The 15364-nt window shown below is 54.8% G+C and carries 11 protein-coding genes and 1 tRNA gene; 10 read left to right on the forward strand and 2 right to left on the reverse strand.

Annotation, left to right across the window (positions count from 1 at the left end):
• The first annotated feature begins 2 nt into the window (after positions 1–2).
• The 4 genes from SDD30_RS02670 to SDD30_RS02685 all read left to right on the forward strand — a co-directional run bounded on the left by SDD30_RS02670 (position 3) and on the right by SDD30_RS02685 (position 8061).
• On the forward strand, positions 3–932 hold the full coding sequence (locus SDD30_RS02670; RefSeq protein ID WP_434073388.1) for a D-alanine--D-alanine ligase: 930 nt from the start codon (positions 3–5) through the stop codon (positions 930–932).
• A gap of 116 nt (positions 933–1048) precedes the next feature.
• A complete protein-coding gene (locus tag SDD30_RS02675) occupies positions 1049–3781 on the forward strand; it encodes a UPF0182 family membrane protein (RefSeq protein WP_434073389.1) in 2733 nt (910 codons plus the stop codon).
• A gap of 78 nt (positions 3782–3859) precedes the next feature.
• A complete protein-coding gene (locus tag SDD30_RS02680; RefSeq protein ID WP_434073390.1) occupies positions 3860–4564 on the forward strand; it encodes a two-component system sensor histidine kinase NtrB in 705 nt (234 codons plus the stop codon).
• An 83-nt stretch (positions 4565–4647) separates the two neighbouring features.
• Positions 4648–8061, forward strand: coding sequence for a ribonucleotide reductase barrel domain-containing protein (locus tag SDD30_RS02685; protein WP_434073391.1), 3414 nt, complete (start codon positions 4648–4650; stop codon positions 8059–8061).
• A gap of 99 nt (positions 8062–8160) precedes the next feature.
• Here the strand turns inward: SDD30_RS02685 and SDD30_RS02690 are convergent, their stop codons facing one another.
• Positions 8161–8805, reverse strand: coding sequence for a CBS and ACT domain-containing protein (locus SDD30_RS02690; protein ID WP_434073392.1), 645 nt, complete (start codon positions 8803–8805; stop codon positions 8161–8163).
• A 109-nt stretch (positions 8806–8914) separates the two neighbouring features.
• Here SDD30_RS02690 and SDD30_RS02695 point away from each other — a divergent pair, with 109 nt between their 5' ends.
• The 4 genes from SDD30_RS02695 to gltX are packed head-to-tail and all read left to right on the forward strand — an operon-like array spanning position 8915 to position 12518.
• Entirely contained in the window at positions 8915–9385 is a 471-nt protein-coding gene (locus SDD30_RS02695; RefSeq protein WP_434073393.1) for an HAD family hydrolase, read from the forward strand.
• Positions 9386–9418: 33 nt separating this feature from the next.
• Entirely contained in the window at positions 9419–9874 is a 456-nt protein-coding gene (locus SDD30_RS02700; RefSeq protein ID WP_434073394.1) for a CBS domain-containing protein, read from the forward strand.
• A gap of 16 nt (positions 9875–9890) precedes the next feature.
• On the forward strand, positions 9891–11024 hold the full coding sequence (locus SDD30_RS02705; protein ID WP_434073395.1) for a glycosyltransferase family 4 protein: 1134 nt from the start codon (positions 9891–9893) through the stop codon (positions 11022–11024).
• 12 nt (positions 11025–11036) lie between these two features.
• Entirely contained in the window at positions 11037–12518 is a 1482-nt protein-coding gene (gltX, locus tag SDD30_RS02710) for a glutamate--tRNA ligase (RefSeq protein ID WP_434073396.1), read from the forward strand.
• 313 nt (positions 12519–12831) lie between these two features.
• Here the strand turns inward: gltX and SDD30_RS02715 are convergent.
• Positions 12832–12905 (reverse strand) — tRNA-Gln (locus SDD30_RS02715).
• Positions 12906–13168: 263 nt separating this feature from the next.
• Here SDD30_RS02715 and SDD30_RS02720 point away from each other — a divergent pair.
• Together SDD30_RS02720 and SDD30_RS02725 are read left to right on the forward strand one after the other, a co-directional pair.
• Positions 13169–13849, forward strand: coding sequence for a response regulator transcription factor (locus SDD30_RS02720; protein ID WP_434073397.1), 681 nt, complete (start codon positions 13169–13171; stop codon positions 13847–13849).
• Positions 13846–15252, forward strand: coding sequence for a sensor histidine kinase (locus SDD30_RS02725; protein WP_434073398.1), 1407 nt, complete (start codon positions 13846–13848; stop codon positions 15250–15252). The genes SDD30_RS02720 and SDD30_RS02725 overlap by 4 nt, the downstream gene beginning before the upstream one ends.
• Positions 15253–15364 lie beyond the last annotated feature (112 nt).

A 15364-nucleotide genomic window follows, 5' to 3' on the forward strand; every position in this document is an offset into this window, starting at 1 on the left:
TTATGAAAATTGCCGTCCTGATGGGTGGTCCGTCTTCCGAAAGGGAGATTTCCTTAAAGAGTGGTGCTGCCGTAGCCGCAGCCCTGGCTGATCTTGGACACCAGGTAAAGGAGATTGATCTGGACCAGGAGGTGGTCACCAGGTTAAAGGATTTTGCCCCGGAGGTGGTCTTTAACGCCCTTCACGGCAAGCCGGGGGAGGATGGTTCCATTCAGGGTTTGTTAGAAGTTCTGGGGATCCCCTATACCGGCAGCCGGGTCCTGACCAGCGCTATTACCATGGATAAAATTATGACGAAAAGGCTTCTCCTCCAGGCCGGCATTCCCACCCCAGCCTTTAAAAGCTGGACTGCTGACCAGTATGCTGCCAGGGGTGCGGAGATTAAAGCTGCCATTTTGAAGGACCCGGCCCTGCCGGTAGTCATTAAAGCGCCGACCCAGGGTTCGACCATCGGTACCTTTATTGTCCAGGAGGAAAAGGAACTGGAGCCGGCCATAACCGGGGCGCTGCAATACGACCCCTGCTTTATGGCTGAAGCCTTCCTGGCCGGGCCAGAGATTACCGCCGCTGTCCTCGGCAACCGGGAACCACGGGTCCTGCCCCTGATTGAAATCATCTCCCACACCGGTTTTTATGATTACACTGCCAAGTATACCCCCGGTATGAGCGAGCACCTGATCCCGCCCCGGTTACCGACTGCCGTTCTCCAGAAGGCCACCTCCCTGGCCAGCCGGACTTATACCCTCCTGGGTTGCCGCGGCTTTGCCCGCATCGACTTTATTGTCGCCGGGGGACAGAAGCCCCAGGTAATTGAGGTCAACAGCGTCCCCGGGATGACGGCGACCAGCCTGGTACCTGACGCCGCCCGGGCTGCGGGGCTGGACTTCCCAGCCCTGGTCCAAAGGATAGTAGAGTTGGCCCTGGAACCCTAGGAGCATCTTGACGGCCCCCCGCTCGAAGTTGCAACGGGGGTATTTTTATTGGTTAGGGAGGAATGCCTCCGGCCGGTGGCGAAATACTTAAGGACAACCCGCAGGAGGTTTTAATCATGAAATACTATAACCGTTTACGGATATACCTTTTAGTCCTCATCCTTGGCGTCCTGCTGGTGGCTTACCTGGGCTCCCACTTACTGGCCGACTGGTACTGGTTTGCCACCGTGGGCTATCGCCAGATCTTAATTACTCGGTTATTGTCGGACCTGGGACTGCGGCTAGGAGTAATTATCTTTTTCTTCCTTTTCTTTTTCCTGAATCTCCTTTTTACCCGGCGGGGCCTCAATTTAACACCTCCAGAGAACCGTGATAGCTGGACCTTCAAAGAATACCTGGTCAACCGCTTCATTACCAGCCAGCGCCTAGGTATCCTGTACCTGTTGTTGAGCCTTCTTGGAGCCCTGATTTTCAGCCCCCTGGCAGCTGGTCAATGGCTGGTGGTGCGGGAGTACCTGCAGGCTACCCTCTTTGGTGTTGCCGACCCCCTCTTTGGGCGGGACATCAGCTTTTATATCTTCACCATGCCTTTTTATCACTTTCTCTACACCTTGCTGATTACGGCGGTAGCCGGGGCAGCCCTGGTTACCGGTTGCTTCTACCTTATCTTTAACCCCAGGGAGCTCCTGGGCCTACGTCGGGGCCATTTTTCCCGTCCCCTGGTCCACTTTTCTACCCTGGTGGCCCTCTTCTTTTTGATTCAGGCCTGGGGGTTCCGCCTGCAGGCCCTGAACCTGGTCCGCTCCCCCCGGGGGGTAGCCTTTGGCGCCAGTTATACTGATATCCACGCCCTGTTACCCGGCTATAATATCCTGGCCGGGGTAGCCGTGGCTTGCGGCTTGATCATTGTCCTCAACGCCTTCCGGCGCAACCTAAAACTAGTCACTACCGGCATCGTCGCCTTTATCCTGGCCTATGCCCTGCTGGTAGTAGTCGTTCCCCTGGCAGTTCAGAAGTTCCAGGTCGAACCCAATGAATTCGCCCGCGAAGAACCCTACCTGCGCTACAATATCGACTTCACCCGCCGGGCCTATGGTCTGGACAAGATTACCACCAGGGAATATCCGGCCCAGGATAACCTCACCCCGGTCAATCTCCAGGAAGAAGCCGCCACCCTGGACAATATCCGTCTCTGGGACTATCGCCCCCTACAGCAAACCTACAGCCAGCTCCAGGAGATCCGCCCTTACTATAGATTTAAAGATATTGATGTCGACCGCTATACCATCGGGGGTCAGGAACGGCAGGTCATGCTGGCGGCCCGGGAACTGGACCAGAACAAACTGCCCGACCGGGCCCGGACCTGGATAAATGAAAAGATGCGTTATACCCACGGTTACGGCCTGGCTATAAACCCGGCCAACAGCGTTACTGCCAGCGGCCAGCCGGAGTTTATTACCGGCGATCTGCCTGTACGTAGCAGTGCCGATCTTCAGATCAAGGAACCACGCATCTACTACGGTGAACTAACCGGTGATTACGTCCTTACCGGCGGTACGGCAGCCGAATTCGACTATTCCTCTGCTGGTGAAGATAGTTTTATCGAGACCCGCTACCAGGGGCAGGGAGGAGTAGCTATTAACAACCCTTGGCGGCGGCTGGTCTTCGCCTTTCGTTTTCATGATTACAGGTTGTTAATGAGCAGCGAGCTAACTCCCCAGAGTAAGATCCTCTTTTATCGCAACATCCAGGAGCGAGCCCGCAAGATTATGCCCTACTTGCAGTATGATAGTGATCCCTACCTGGTGGTTGCCGGCGGTCACCTCTTCTGGATCCAGGATGCCTATACCCTGACGAACATGTACCCCTACTCTGAACCCAACCGGGAGGGTTTTAATTATCTGCGCAACGCCGTCAAGGTAATTACTGATGCTTATAATGGTACTGTCGAATATTACATTGTTGACCCCCAGGATCCTTTAATCCAGACCCTGAGCAAGGTCTTCCCCGGTGTCTTTAAACCCCTGACAGCCATGCCGCCGGAACTGCAACAGCACCTGCGTTATCCCCCGTACCTTTTAACTATCCAGGCGCAGATGTTAACCAATTATCACATGGAAAATCCCATGCTCTTTTACAACAAAGAGGATGCCTGGAATATAGCCGAGGAAATGATTGGCGATCAACGCCAGGCCATGGAGCCCTACTACAATATAATGCGCTTACCCGGGGAAAACCGGGCGGAATATATTTTAATGCTTCCCTTCACACCGGCCAATAAGGTGAATATGATTGCCTGGTTGGCGGCCCGCAATGACGGGGCCCACTATGGCCAGTTGCTTCTTTACCAGTTCCCTAAAAATAGGGCTATTTACGGTCCCATGCAGATCGAGGCCCGGATTGATCAGGAGCCAGCTATTTCCCAGCAGTTGACCCTCTGGGACCAGCACGGTTCCCAGGTTATCCGGGGCAACCTCCTGGTGATCCCCATCAAGGGTGCCCTCCTTTATGTTGAACCCATCTTCCTTCAGGCCCAGGAAAGCAAGCTACCGGAACTCCGCCAGGTGGTTGTCGCTTACGGGGAAAAAATCGTCATGGCCCCTACCCTATCCGGCGCCCTGAAGGCGGTCTTTGGTGCCCCGGCGCCGGCGGCCCAGCAGTCCACGCCCGCCCCGGCCCCGGCAGGAACGGCTCCCACCAGCAATCTGGCCATCCTTATTAAAGAAGCCTATCGCCTTTACACTGAAGCCCAAGATAGGCTAAAACAGGGCGACTGGGCCGGGTATGGCGATAATCTAAAGAGGCTGGGGCAGGTCTTACAAGAGCTGGGACAAAATCTACCTCAATAATGGTGAAGGGGAAGGAAAAATCGACCATCATGTGGAAGTAATACCGGTGAGGTCGAGTTCCGAGGAGTGAGAGGATCGATGATTTATTCCTTTCCCGAGGAAGACCGGGATTATCTGACAGAAAAACTGGCCATTATCGGCGAACTGGCCGCCGGTATGGCCCATGAAATCCGTAATCCCCTGACTTCCATCCGGGGGTTTCTGCAACTACTCCAAAGCAAATACGACCCCCATGATGCCGAGCAGGAATACTTTAACATTATGTTAGACGAGCTCGATCGTATCAATAATATTATTAAGGAGTTCCTTTCCCTGTCCAAACCCTCCCCGCCCCAGCTGCAAATTGTCTCCTTCGACCAGCTGGTAGCCGAGGCTCTGCTTCTGGCTGAGCAGGAGGCCATTATGCACGAAGTCAAGCTGGAGCAGCACCTGACCCCCGATTTGCCCCTGCTCTGCCTTGATCCGGCCCAGATCAAACAGGTAATCCTGAACCTTGTCTCTAACGCCCTTCAGGCCGCCGGACCGGGGGGCAAAGTTATCATTACTACCTACCTGGATGAGGATGACCGGGAAATTGTGACTACTATCGTCGATACCGGCCCCGGCATCGCCCCGGAACAGCTCCAGCTAATTTTTGAACCCTTTTATACCACCAAGGAGAACGGCACCGGCCTGGGTCTGACTTTAAGCAACCGTATCATTGCCGGCCATGGTGGTAAAATAAAGGTTAAAAGTAAAGTGGGGGAGGGGAGTTGCTTCAGCATCCATTTACCTGTAGCGTGAATCGTAACCAGTGGATAAAGTGGATAACATTGTAGATAACTTCTACTAATTGTATGCGATGTCATATCATGGATGGTGACAAGATGAAAATTACCGATAATGCCCGGGTGATCCTCGAAAAACGTTATCTCAAAAAGGAAAATGGCGCCCCGGTGGAGACACCGGAGGATATGTTTCGCCGGGTAGCAACGGCCGTTGCCAGGGCGGAAAGGCTTTTTAATCCCTCCCTAAAAGAAAAGGAGGTGGAGGCTTACGTTGACCGTTTTTACCAGCTCATGACCAACTGGGATTTCCTCCCCAACAGCCCGACCTTGATGAATGCCGGCCGGGAGCTGGGCCAGCTCTCGGCCTGTTTTGTCTTACCTGTCGACGACAGTATGGATGCCATCTTTACTGCCGTCAAGGACGCCGCCCTGATCCATAAAAGCGGGGGTGGGACAGGTTTTTCCTTCAGCCGCCTGCGTCCCAAAAACAGCCCTGTCCGCTCCACCGGCGGCGTAGCCTCCGGCCCCGTCTCCTTTATGAAGGTCTTTAATGCCGCCACTGAGGCCATCAAACAGGGGGGCACCAGGCGCGGCGCCAACATGGGCATCCTGCGGGTCGACCACCCGGACATCCTGGAGTTTATCTCCTGCAAGGAAAATAATAACGAACTAACTAACTTTAATATCTCCGTAGGCCTGACCAAAGAATTTATGGATGCCCTGGCCCGGGACGATTATTATAAGTTGCAGTTCGGCGGCCGGGTATATCAAAAACTCAAAGCCCAGCAGGTATTTGAGGAGATCGTCAACCACGCCTGGGCCAACGGCGAACCGGGTATTATCTTCCTGGACCGTCTCAACCAGGATAACCCTACGCCGGAACTGGGGGCGATCGAGGCTACCAACCCCTGTGTCACGGGCGACACGTGGGTCACTACCACCGAAGGTCCACGCCAGGTCTGGGAACTGGTGGGCCAGCCCTTTACAGCATTAGTCAACGGCAGGCCCTACACCACAGGTAGAGAAGGCTTCTTCAAGACGGGGACAAAGCCGGTCGTCAGTCTGCGCACCTGGGAAGGATACAGTGTCCGGCTCACCGCTGACCACCGTGTGCTACGTGTTGAGGACCGGACGCGCTACCGTATTGTTTCCGAATGGGTCCCAGTTAAAGAGTTGCAGCCTGGCGATCAAATTGTCCTGCATAACCACCGTCCCCTGGCAGGTTGGCCCGGCGAATTAACTGAGGGTGAGGGTTACCTCCTCGGTCTCCTGGTCGGTGATGGCGTCCTTAAAAAGGAGACTGCCATCCTTTCAGTTTGGCTGGGAGAACAGGTAGTAAACGGTTTGCCGGCCAATGAAGGTCCGGATGCCGTAATGAGACTGGCTTTAGACCATACCCGCCGCTTACCCCATCGCTCTGATTTCCGCGGGTGGTTGCCCGTTAAAGGACGCGGCGAATTCCGCCTCAAATCAGCCAGCCTGAAAATGCTGGCCAGGCAAATGGGTATGGGACCCGGGGCCAAGATCATTACCCCAGCAATAGAACGGGCTTCGTCAGACGGCTACCGGGGCTTCCTGCGCGGTCTGTTTGACTGCGATGCCTCAGTCCAGGGGAGCCAGCAAAAGGGTGTTAGTATCCGTTTGGCCCAAAGTAACCTTGAACTCTTGCAAACCGTACAGCGCATGCTCCTGCGCCTGGGTATTATCAGCACCATTTATGTCGAACGACGTCCAGCCGGTAAGCATCCCTTGCCCGATGGTAAAGGAGGTATCCGCGAGTATGAAATCAAGGCCCAGCATGAGCTGGTCATCAGCGGGGATAACCTGGCCTTTTTCGCCGATCGCATCGGTTTTGGCGATGTCGCTAAGGCGAGGAAATTAAATACACTTCTTACGTCTTACCATCGAGGAATGAATCGTGAACGATTTATAGCCACAGTCCGCGCCATCAAAGCTGATGGCTTTGAAGACGTATATGACGTACAGGTTCCCGGTATCAACGCCTTCGACGCCAACGGCATTTACGCCCATAACTGCGGGGAACAGCCATTGCTCCCCTATGAGGCCTGTAACCTGGGCTCCCTGAACCTGGCGAATATGGTCCAGGAGGGGGGAGTAGACTGGGACAAGCTGACAGCTACCGTCCATTTGGCAGTACGCTTCCTGGACAACGTTATTGAAATTAATGATTTCCCCCTGGAAAAGATTACGGCTATGGTTCAGGGTAACCGTAAGATCGGCCTGGGAGTCATGGGGTGGGCCGATATGCTCTTTCAACTCCGGCTGCCCTATGATTCCGAAGAAGCCGTTGAATTGGGACGGAAGGTTATGGCCTTTATCCAGAAGGAAGCCCACCAAGCCTCAGCGGAACTGGCCCGGGAACGGGGCAGCTTCCCGAATATCGAGAAAAGCATCTACCGTGGCCAGCAGCTGCGCAACGCTACCTGCACGACCATTGCCCCGACGGGTACCATCAGCATGATTGCTGGTACCACCTCCGGTATTGAACCGGTTTTTGCCCTGGCCTATACCAAAAACGTCCTGGATGGCGCCAGCCTGGTGGAGGTCAATCCCTTTTTCCAGGCCTTCATTGAAACCAATTTTACCCCGGAAGAAGGCCAGGCCATTTTCAACCGCATCGCCGCCGGGACCCGGGTGCGAGAGATTGCCGCCATTCCGCCAGAAATGCGCCGGGTATTTGTGACCGCCCTGGAGATCAGCCCGGAATGGCACATCCGCATGCAGGCAGCCTTCCAGGCTAGTACTGACAACGCCGTTTCCAAAACCGTTAACTTCCCCCCGGAAGCCACCCGGGAGGACGTGCGCCGGGCCTATGAACTGGCCTACCGCCTGGGGTGCAAGGGAGTTACCGTCTATCGCTCCGGCAGCCGGGAAAAGGAGGTCCTGGTCACCGGCACGAGCAAAACGACTAACGAGCCCGATCGGCAAAAAACCTATCCCCGGCCGCGGCCGAAACGTACCTGCGGCGTCACCGAGCAGGTCAAGACTGGTTGCGGCAAGATGTATATCACCGTCAATTACGACCAGGAGGGCTTAATCGAAACCTTCGCCACCACCGGTTCCTCCGGTGGCTGCAGTGGTTTCACCGAAGGGGTCAGCCGGCTAATATCCCTGGCCCTCCGGGCTAACATCGCTCCCGAGGCCATCATCGACCAGCTGACCTCCGTCAGTTGCCCCAATTTCTTACGCCGCCGGGCCACCGATAAGAGCATTATCGGGAAGTCCTGTCCCGATATCATTGGCCGCGTCCTGGCCCAGGAGCTTAAAAACTGGCATGACCACGGTCCTTACCAGTTACCGCCTGATTTCGATAGTAAAGCCCTGGCCGAGATCGGTGCCACCGCTGATGTTGGGACCCCTGGTTTCCATTCCCTGAGCGCCACCGAAGAAGCCGAGCTCATTACCCGGGGTATCTGCCCGGAGTGCGGTTCCTCCCTGTATTTTCAGGAAGGATGCGTTACCTGCAGTTGCGGTTTTAGTAAATGCGGCTAAAAAAATCCCAGCCCGTATAGGGCCAGGGCAATGAAATCCTGAGTTTGCTAGTTGCGTCTAGCCGGGTATAGGCCTCCAGTCCTTAGTTAAGCAAGGTGTTTACCCGCTGTAGGGGCTGACGTGGACGACCCGGTAACCCCGCTCCTCCAAGACTGGAATGAGCTTGCTCACATCATCCGTCGCCAGCCGCAGAACGACGTAGGTGTGGATCTCGTCCTTATGACGGTTGGCGACATTAATGATATTGATACCGGCCTCCTTGACCAGCCGAGCGATATCAGCCAGCACGCCGATACGATCGACTACCTCCAGGGTCAAACGGATGCCTGGTCGCCGCAGGCCAAAGAGTTTGATCAGGGCTTCAAAGAGATCGGTCTGGGTAATAATACCCACCAGTTTGTCCTTTTCCATTACCAGGAGGTTGTCGATCTTATGCTCCCGCATTAACAGGGCCGCCTCTTCGATGGTCATCTCCGGAGAAACGGTAACCGGACGCTTGATCATAGCATCCTTGACGGTCATTTTGGCCACCAGGTAATTGACCTCAAAAACGCTCAGGGTAGAAGCCGGGGAAGGGGAGACCCGCAGGATATCCCGTTCGGTAACTAGGCCTACCAAGCGCCCGTCCTGGACCACCGGTAACCGCCGAATTTTATTCTTCTTCATCAGCTCCAGGGCATCCAGGACCGAGGTCTCTTTAGTTACGGTAATGGGATGGGGAGTCATATGGTCGCGGACAAACATCCTGACCAACCTCCTTATTAATGGTCTCTCTAAATCTATTTCGTTCAGCCCTTAATAAATCCTGCTGGAGCGGAAGAAGATTATAAATATTTTTGGCAGGGGAGAAGCAATGCTGACTTACCAGATGCCCGGGCAAAAAATAATTACCATTAAGCAGGTGGTTCTGGATTTTAACGGTACCCTGGCCTGCGACGGGGAGCTCCTGCCGGGAGTGGCAGCACGTCTCCAATATCTGGCGGCTGACACCAGGCTTTATGTGCTGACTGCAGATACCTTTGGGACAGCGGCCCGGGCCTGCCGGGACCTGCCGGTACAGTTGAGTAGGGTTGATCCTTTAAACGGCGGCGAAGACAAGGAGCGCCTGGTGATTGCCCTGGGGGCGGAGCATACAGCGGCCGTTGGCAATGGCCATAACGATACCCAGATGCTCGCCCGGGCCGCCTTAGGTTTGCTCGTCCTTGGTCCCGAGGGAGCAGCCGGCCGGGCCGTGATGGCCGCAGATGTCGTTTTTACCGGCATCCTGCCGGCCCTTGATTTTCTCTTAAAGCCCAAGCGGGTGGTGGCTACCTTGCGGCCATAGTGATATAATAAATTTTAATAAGGAGGGAGAACCATGATCCTGGCCCGGGACATTATGACAACTGATGTGGCCGTAGTCCACCCGGAGGATACCATCAGAACAGTGATCGACCTTTTTTTACAAAAGGGGATTACCTGTGCCGTAGTGGTGGATAATAAAGGAAAGCTCCAGGGAATCGTCACCGATGGTGATATTATGGCCACCATCCGGCAACGGCGGCCGGTCTATGTGGACCTTTTTAATTCAGTCTTTGTCCTGGAAGATACCGGTGACTTGAATAGTAAGATCCAGGCCTTAACTTCCCGGCCGGTTAAAGAAATTATGACCCGCAGGATCATTACTGCCAGCGAAGAAGCCACTATCGCCGAGGTCGCCGGGTTAATGAGTGACCGGAAGATCAAGCAAGTCCCTATTACCAACCAGGACCGCCTGGTTGGCCTGGTACGGCGCCATGATATTGTCCAGGCCGTAGCCAGGAGTACCCCTTAAGAGAGGGGTACCTTAATTGCATATTGGCGTCTTTAGCGACAGTTATTTGCCCTATACCAGCGGGGTCGTCCGCTCGGTAGTTACCTTCAGCCGGGAACTCCGGAACCTGGGGCATCAGGTTACCATCTTTGCCCCTGACTACGGTAACTACCAGCCGGAAAAAGATATTTACCGTTTTCGTTCTTTAAGGGCCCCCACCTTTAAAGAATTCGCCCTGGCCATCCCGGTAGCCCCCGGCCTTCCCCGCAATTTACGCCGGCTGGGGGTTGATTTGATTCACGTCCATTCGCCCTTTTTATTGGGGCGCCTGGGGGCCAGGATGGCCCGTAAACTAGGCCTGCCTCTGGTGGCTACTTACCACACCCTTTACGAGGAATATATCCATTATTTTCCCCTGGCGCCCAGTTTATTAGGCCGGATAGTAAGGAATTATACAATATCTTTTTGTAATCGTTGCCAGTTGGTGATCGTCCCGACGCATAACATCGCCCATTACCTGCAAGAAAACGGCCTCCGGGTACCGGTAGTTAGTATTCCCACAGGAATAGATCTGGAGCGTTTCCAGAGTATTGATCCCACCTGGTTACGCCGTCACCTGGAGCTCCCGGAGGAAACAATCATCCTCCTCCACGTCGGCCGCCTGGGCCAGGAAAAGAATATTACCTTTGTCCTGCGGGCCTTTGCCAGGGTGCATCAAGAAGTACCAGCTACCCATCTGGTTCTGGTGGGTAGTGGTCCCCTGCAAGAGGAGTTAAAGCACCAGTCTCGGGACCTGGGTATTGGAGGGGCGGTAACCTTTGCCGGTTCCTTCCCCTTTGAACAGATGCCGGCTGTCTATACCGGGGCCGACATGTTCATCTTTGCCTCCCTGACGGAAACCCAGGGCCTGGTAATCGGGGAAGCTAAAGCTGCCGGTTTACCGGTGGTCGCTGTCAAGGCCCGGGGCGTACAGGAAATGGTAGACGACGGCCGGGATGGTTTCTTAACCCCGCTAGATCTAGAAGTCTTCACCGGCCGCGTCCGGGAGCTGGTTCTCAATCCCCACCTGCGGGCGGAATTGGGCCGGCAGGGACGCCTTAACGCCGTCTCGTTGACAGCGGCAACTATGGCCCGCCGCCTGGCGGGCCAATACCAGAAGTTACTTAGATAGGAGTGTTGCTACTTGGAAAAAGTTCGGGTGCGATTTGCCCCCAGCCCCACCGGCAGCCTGCATATCGGTGGGGCGCGTACAGCTTTATTTAATTGGCTTTTTGCCCGGCACCATCAGGGAGCCTTTGTCCTGCGTATTGATGATACAGACACTGAACGTTCCACCGAGGTTTCTTATAAAGAAATCCTGGCTGCCATGAACTGGCTGGGTTTAGACTGGGATGAAGGCCCGGAGAAGGGAGGCCAGTTTGGTCCCTATCTGCAGTCCCAGCGCCTGGAAATCTATCGCCGGGAGGCCGCCCGCCTGTTAAATAAGGGTAAAGCCTACCTGTGTTATTGTACCGTCGAGGAACTGGCTGAACGGCGTAAACATGCCCAGGCCGAGGGCCGTCCGCCCATGTATGACCGCCGCTGCCGTTATCTTACCCTGGCCGACAGGACCCGCCTGGAGCAGGAGGGCCGGCAACCGGTTATTCGCCTGGCTGTACCAGAGACAAGTTCTACCGTGGTGCGGGACCTGATCCGCGGGGAGGTAACCTTTGAAAACGAGACCATTGATGATTTCATTATCTTTAAATCCAACGGCATGCCCACCTATAATTTTGCCACGGTGGTTGATGATCATTTAATGCACATCAGCCATATCATCCGTGCTGAGGAACACCTTTCCAACACCCCTAAGCAGATTCTCGTCTACCAAGCCCTGGGTTATGAATTACCGGCCTTTGCCCACGTACCCATGATCCTGGCCCCCGATCGCAGTAAGCTGAGCAAACGCCACGGGGCCACGTCAGTCGAAGAGTACCGGGATGAGGGCTATTTGCCGGAAGCCATTATTAACTACCTGGCCCTCCTGGGCTGGTCGCCGGAAGGGGAGGAGGAGATCTTTCCCCTAGAGGAGATGGTAGCCCGGTTTTCCTTGGAACGCGTTTCTAAAAACGCCGCCATTTATGATACCAAAAAGCTGACCTGGATCAACGGCCATTACCTCCGGGAGGGTGATCTGGACCGCATTACCCGGCTGGCTCTGCTTTTTCTCCAGGCTAAAGGGCTCCTGCCTGATCCGTTACCAGAGCAGGACTATGTCCATGTCCGGGCCATTGTTGGTGCCGTCCGGGACCGGGTCAAGACCCTGGCTGAAGTGGCCGATGCTGCTAGTTACTTTTTTACTGAGGTTACCAGTTATGACGAAAAAGGCGTTCGTAAATACTTTGTCAAGCCCGGGGTAGCGACCTTACTGGAAGAGGCCAGGGAAGAGTTAGGCGCTTTACCCGAGTTTAATGCCCGGATGGCCGAAGAAGCCTACCGTAACCTGGCCGAAAGAAAAAGGTTATCAACGGGGCAGCTCTTTCATCCTACCCGCCTGGCCATCTCCGGCCGGACCATGGGACCTGGTCTCTTCGAGATTATGGAACTCCTAGGCCGGGAAACGGTCCTGGAACGCTTGCACCAGGCTGCCAGGTGGATCCGGGAAAATATAACCACGGAAGTTTAGTGTTTAGTAGGCTAGGGAAGGACTGGGCGGGTACAGACGGAAGGCGACTTGGTTCAAGGCGCTAGATACTTGTGCGAAGCCGTAGTGAGGTGACGGTGAACGGGATGGGGATCGTAACGTCGTTTCAGGAACGGGAAGTAGCACGCCCCGTCATGATTGATCAAAGGGATAAAGCCCAGCCACCCCCGTCGCCGAGCAATACTTAGCGCCAAGTTTACTAGCCGAGAACCATGGAGCCTGGAGTCTGTACCCGCCAGCCCCGAGAAAGCCACAAAGAAGGCCTAGCTTTCCTTCAGCTAGGCCTTCTTTTTACTGGCTGCGGGACTAGGATTCGAACCTAGGCACCATGATCCAGAGTCATGGGTGCTACCGCTACACCATCCCGCATCATTTTTTCGTGCAGAAATTATATTAGCACAGAACCAGGGCAAAGTCAAGCACTGGTTGCCCTGATTGCCCTTCAACGCTGACGCATCTAAAACCCGCATCAGTACGATATTTCTGGATTTCCCCACTGAATTACCGCGGCAAAAGGTCTACCTCATTCTAGATATGACGCCTCTTTATAGGAGCATACGTCAGACATTGCGCCCTTGACAGGTAAATGGAGGCCGCGTTATATTTAGAACAACTTAGAGGGGGTGTAACCCTTGCGGACTCGGATTCTAGTTGTTGATGATGATACTAAAATTACTTCCATGCTTAAACGAGCCCTTACTTATGAAGGCTATGAGGTGGAAGTGGCCACCAATGGTACCCAGGCTCTCGCCCTGGCGGCAGGAAAGCCGGACTTGATTATCCTCGATATAATGCTGCCGGTCATGGACGGCCTGGCCGTTTGTCGCCAAATCCGCGCCAGCAGCGATATCCCTATCTTAATGTTGACTGCCAGGGACGATACCGCCGACCGGGTCCTGGGACTGGATACCGGGGCCGATGATTACCTGGTCAAGCCCTTCGCCCTGGAGGAATTACTGGCCCGCATCCGCGCCCTTTTAAGGCGCCATCCCCGGGAAAATGAGGCCGAGGTCCTACAATATGGCGATCTGACCCTGAATACCGCCACCAGGGAAGGCTTCCGTGGCCAGCGAAGTTTCACCCTGACGGCCAAGGAATATGAACTCCTGCTCTATTTTCTTCAGAATCCGCAACGGGTTCTGACCCGGGATGAACTGATGGCCCGAATTTGGGGTTTTGATTTTAGTGGCGAATCCAATGTCCTGGAGGTTTATATTGGCTACTTGCGGTCAAAGTTAGAAGCCGGGGGCGAACCCCGCCTAATTCAGACCGTCCGGGGTGTGGGCTATGCCCTCAAGGAGCAGCGGTCATGAGCCTGCGGGTACGCCTGGCCCTGCTAGTTACCATTACCCTGGGCCTCACCTTCGTTATCTTGGGAATCCTTGTCTACCTCCTAATGGGACATTATCTAACTAACGAAATCGACCGTTCCCTGGTCACCCGTGCCCAGGAGGTAGTCCGTTCCTTTAAAGTCGAGGGTAATCTGCGTCAGCAACGCATCACCTTGCCCAACGTTAATGTTTTCTCCGCCCCGGATACTTTTATCCAAATCGTGGACATCGATGGTTTTGTCGTCACCCGGTCGGATAATCTGGGCCGTCAATCCCTGCCCCTGGGACCCCAAACCCTGACCCAGGCCAGCGAGGGTATTGCCTTTTTTGAAACCGATGTGGTCGGAAACCATTCCCTCAGAATTTACAATGTACCCCTGTTACTACAAAACCAGCCCGTAGGCCTGCTCCAGGTAGCTCGCCTGTTGAGCCCGGTCCAGCAGGCCCTGGGTAACCTGCGGCGGGTACTGCTCTTACTGGGACTGCTTTTAGTATTTATAGCCGCTACCCTGGGCTATATCCTGGCCCGGACAGCCCTGCAGCCCATCAACCGCCTGACCCGGGTAGCCGAACAAATAGGGGAGGGCAAGGACCTGGATCAGCGCGTCCCCTATAAAGGCCCTATGGATGAAGTCGGTCACCTGGCAGCCACCTTTAACGGCATGCTGGCCCGGCTCCAGCGGGCCTACACCAGCCTGGAGGAAGCCTATCGTGCTCAGCGCCGCTTTGTAGCTGACGCCTCCCATGAACTGCGGACTCCCCTGACTACCATCCGCGGGAATGTCGATCTCCTGCGAAAAATGCAAGTTCGCGGTGACGCCATGCCGGAGGAAGCCCTGGCCGATATTGCCGGTGAGGCCGAGCGCATGAGCCGGCTGGTGAATGACCTCCTGACCCTGGCCCGGGCCGATGCCGGCCAGGAAATCAAACGTGAACCCCTGGCTGTCCAACCCCTTTTGCAAGAGATAGCCCGCCAGGCACCCTTTTTGGGCCAGGCGGCTTTTATAGCCACCGGTCTGGAAGCTTTAACTGGAACGATGATTACCGGTAACCGGGATTTCTTGAAACAACTCTTTTTTATCTTACTGGATAATGCCTTTAAATATACCCCGCCCGAGGGCCGGGTTGACCTGGTTGCTGCAACAGAAACCGGATGCCTGGTAATTAAGGTCAGGGATACCGGTCCAGGTATTGCGCCCCGGGACCTGGAGCACATCTTTGACCGGTTTTACCGGGCTGATGCTATGCGTGGCAGCGACGGGACCGGCCTGGGCCTGGCCATAGCCCGCTGGATAGTTGAGCAGCACCAAGGTCAAATCGGGGTAGAAAGTACAGTAGGGAAGGGCACTACCTTTACAATCACTTTGCCCCTAGTTAATGGTTAAACTTTATTCTGCCGCGGCATCTGGCTGCTGTTATAGAGAATATAAACTTGCTGCCGAACTTCACCATCTTCTGATTAAGGCCCATTAAAACAGGGTTTTATTTGCTGCATCT

The organism is Moorella naiadis (nom. illeg.) (assembly GCF_051020825.1).
GTDB classification, from domain to species: Bacteria; Bacillota; DSM-521; order Neomoorellales; family Neomoorellaceae; genus Neomoorella; species Neomoorella naiadis.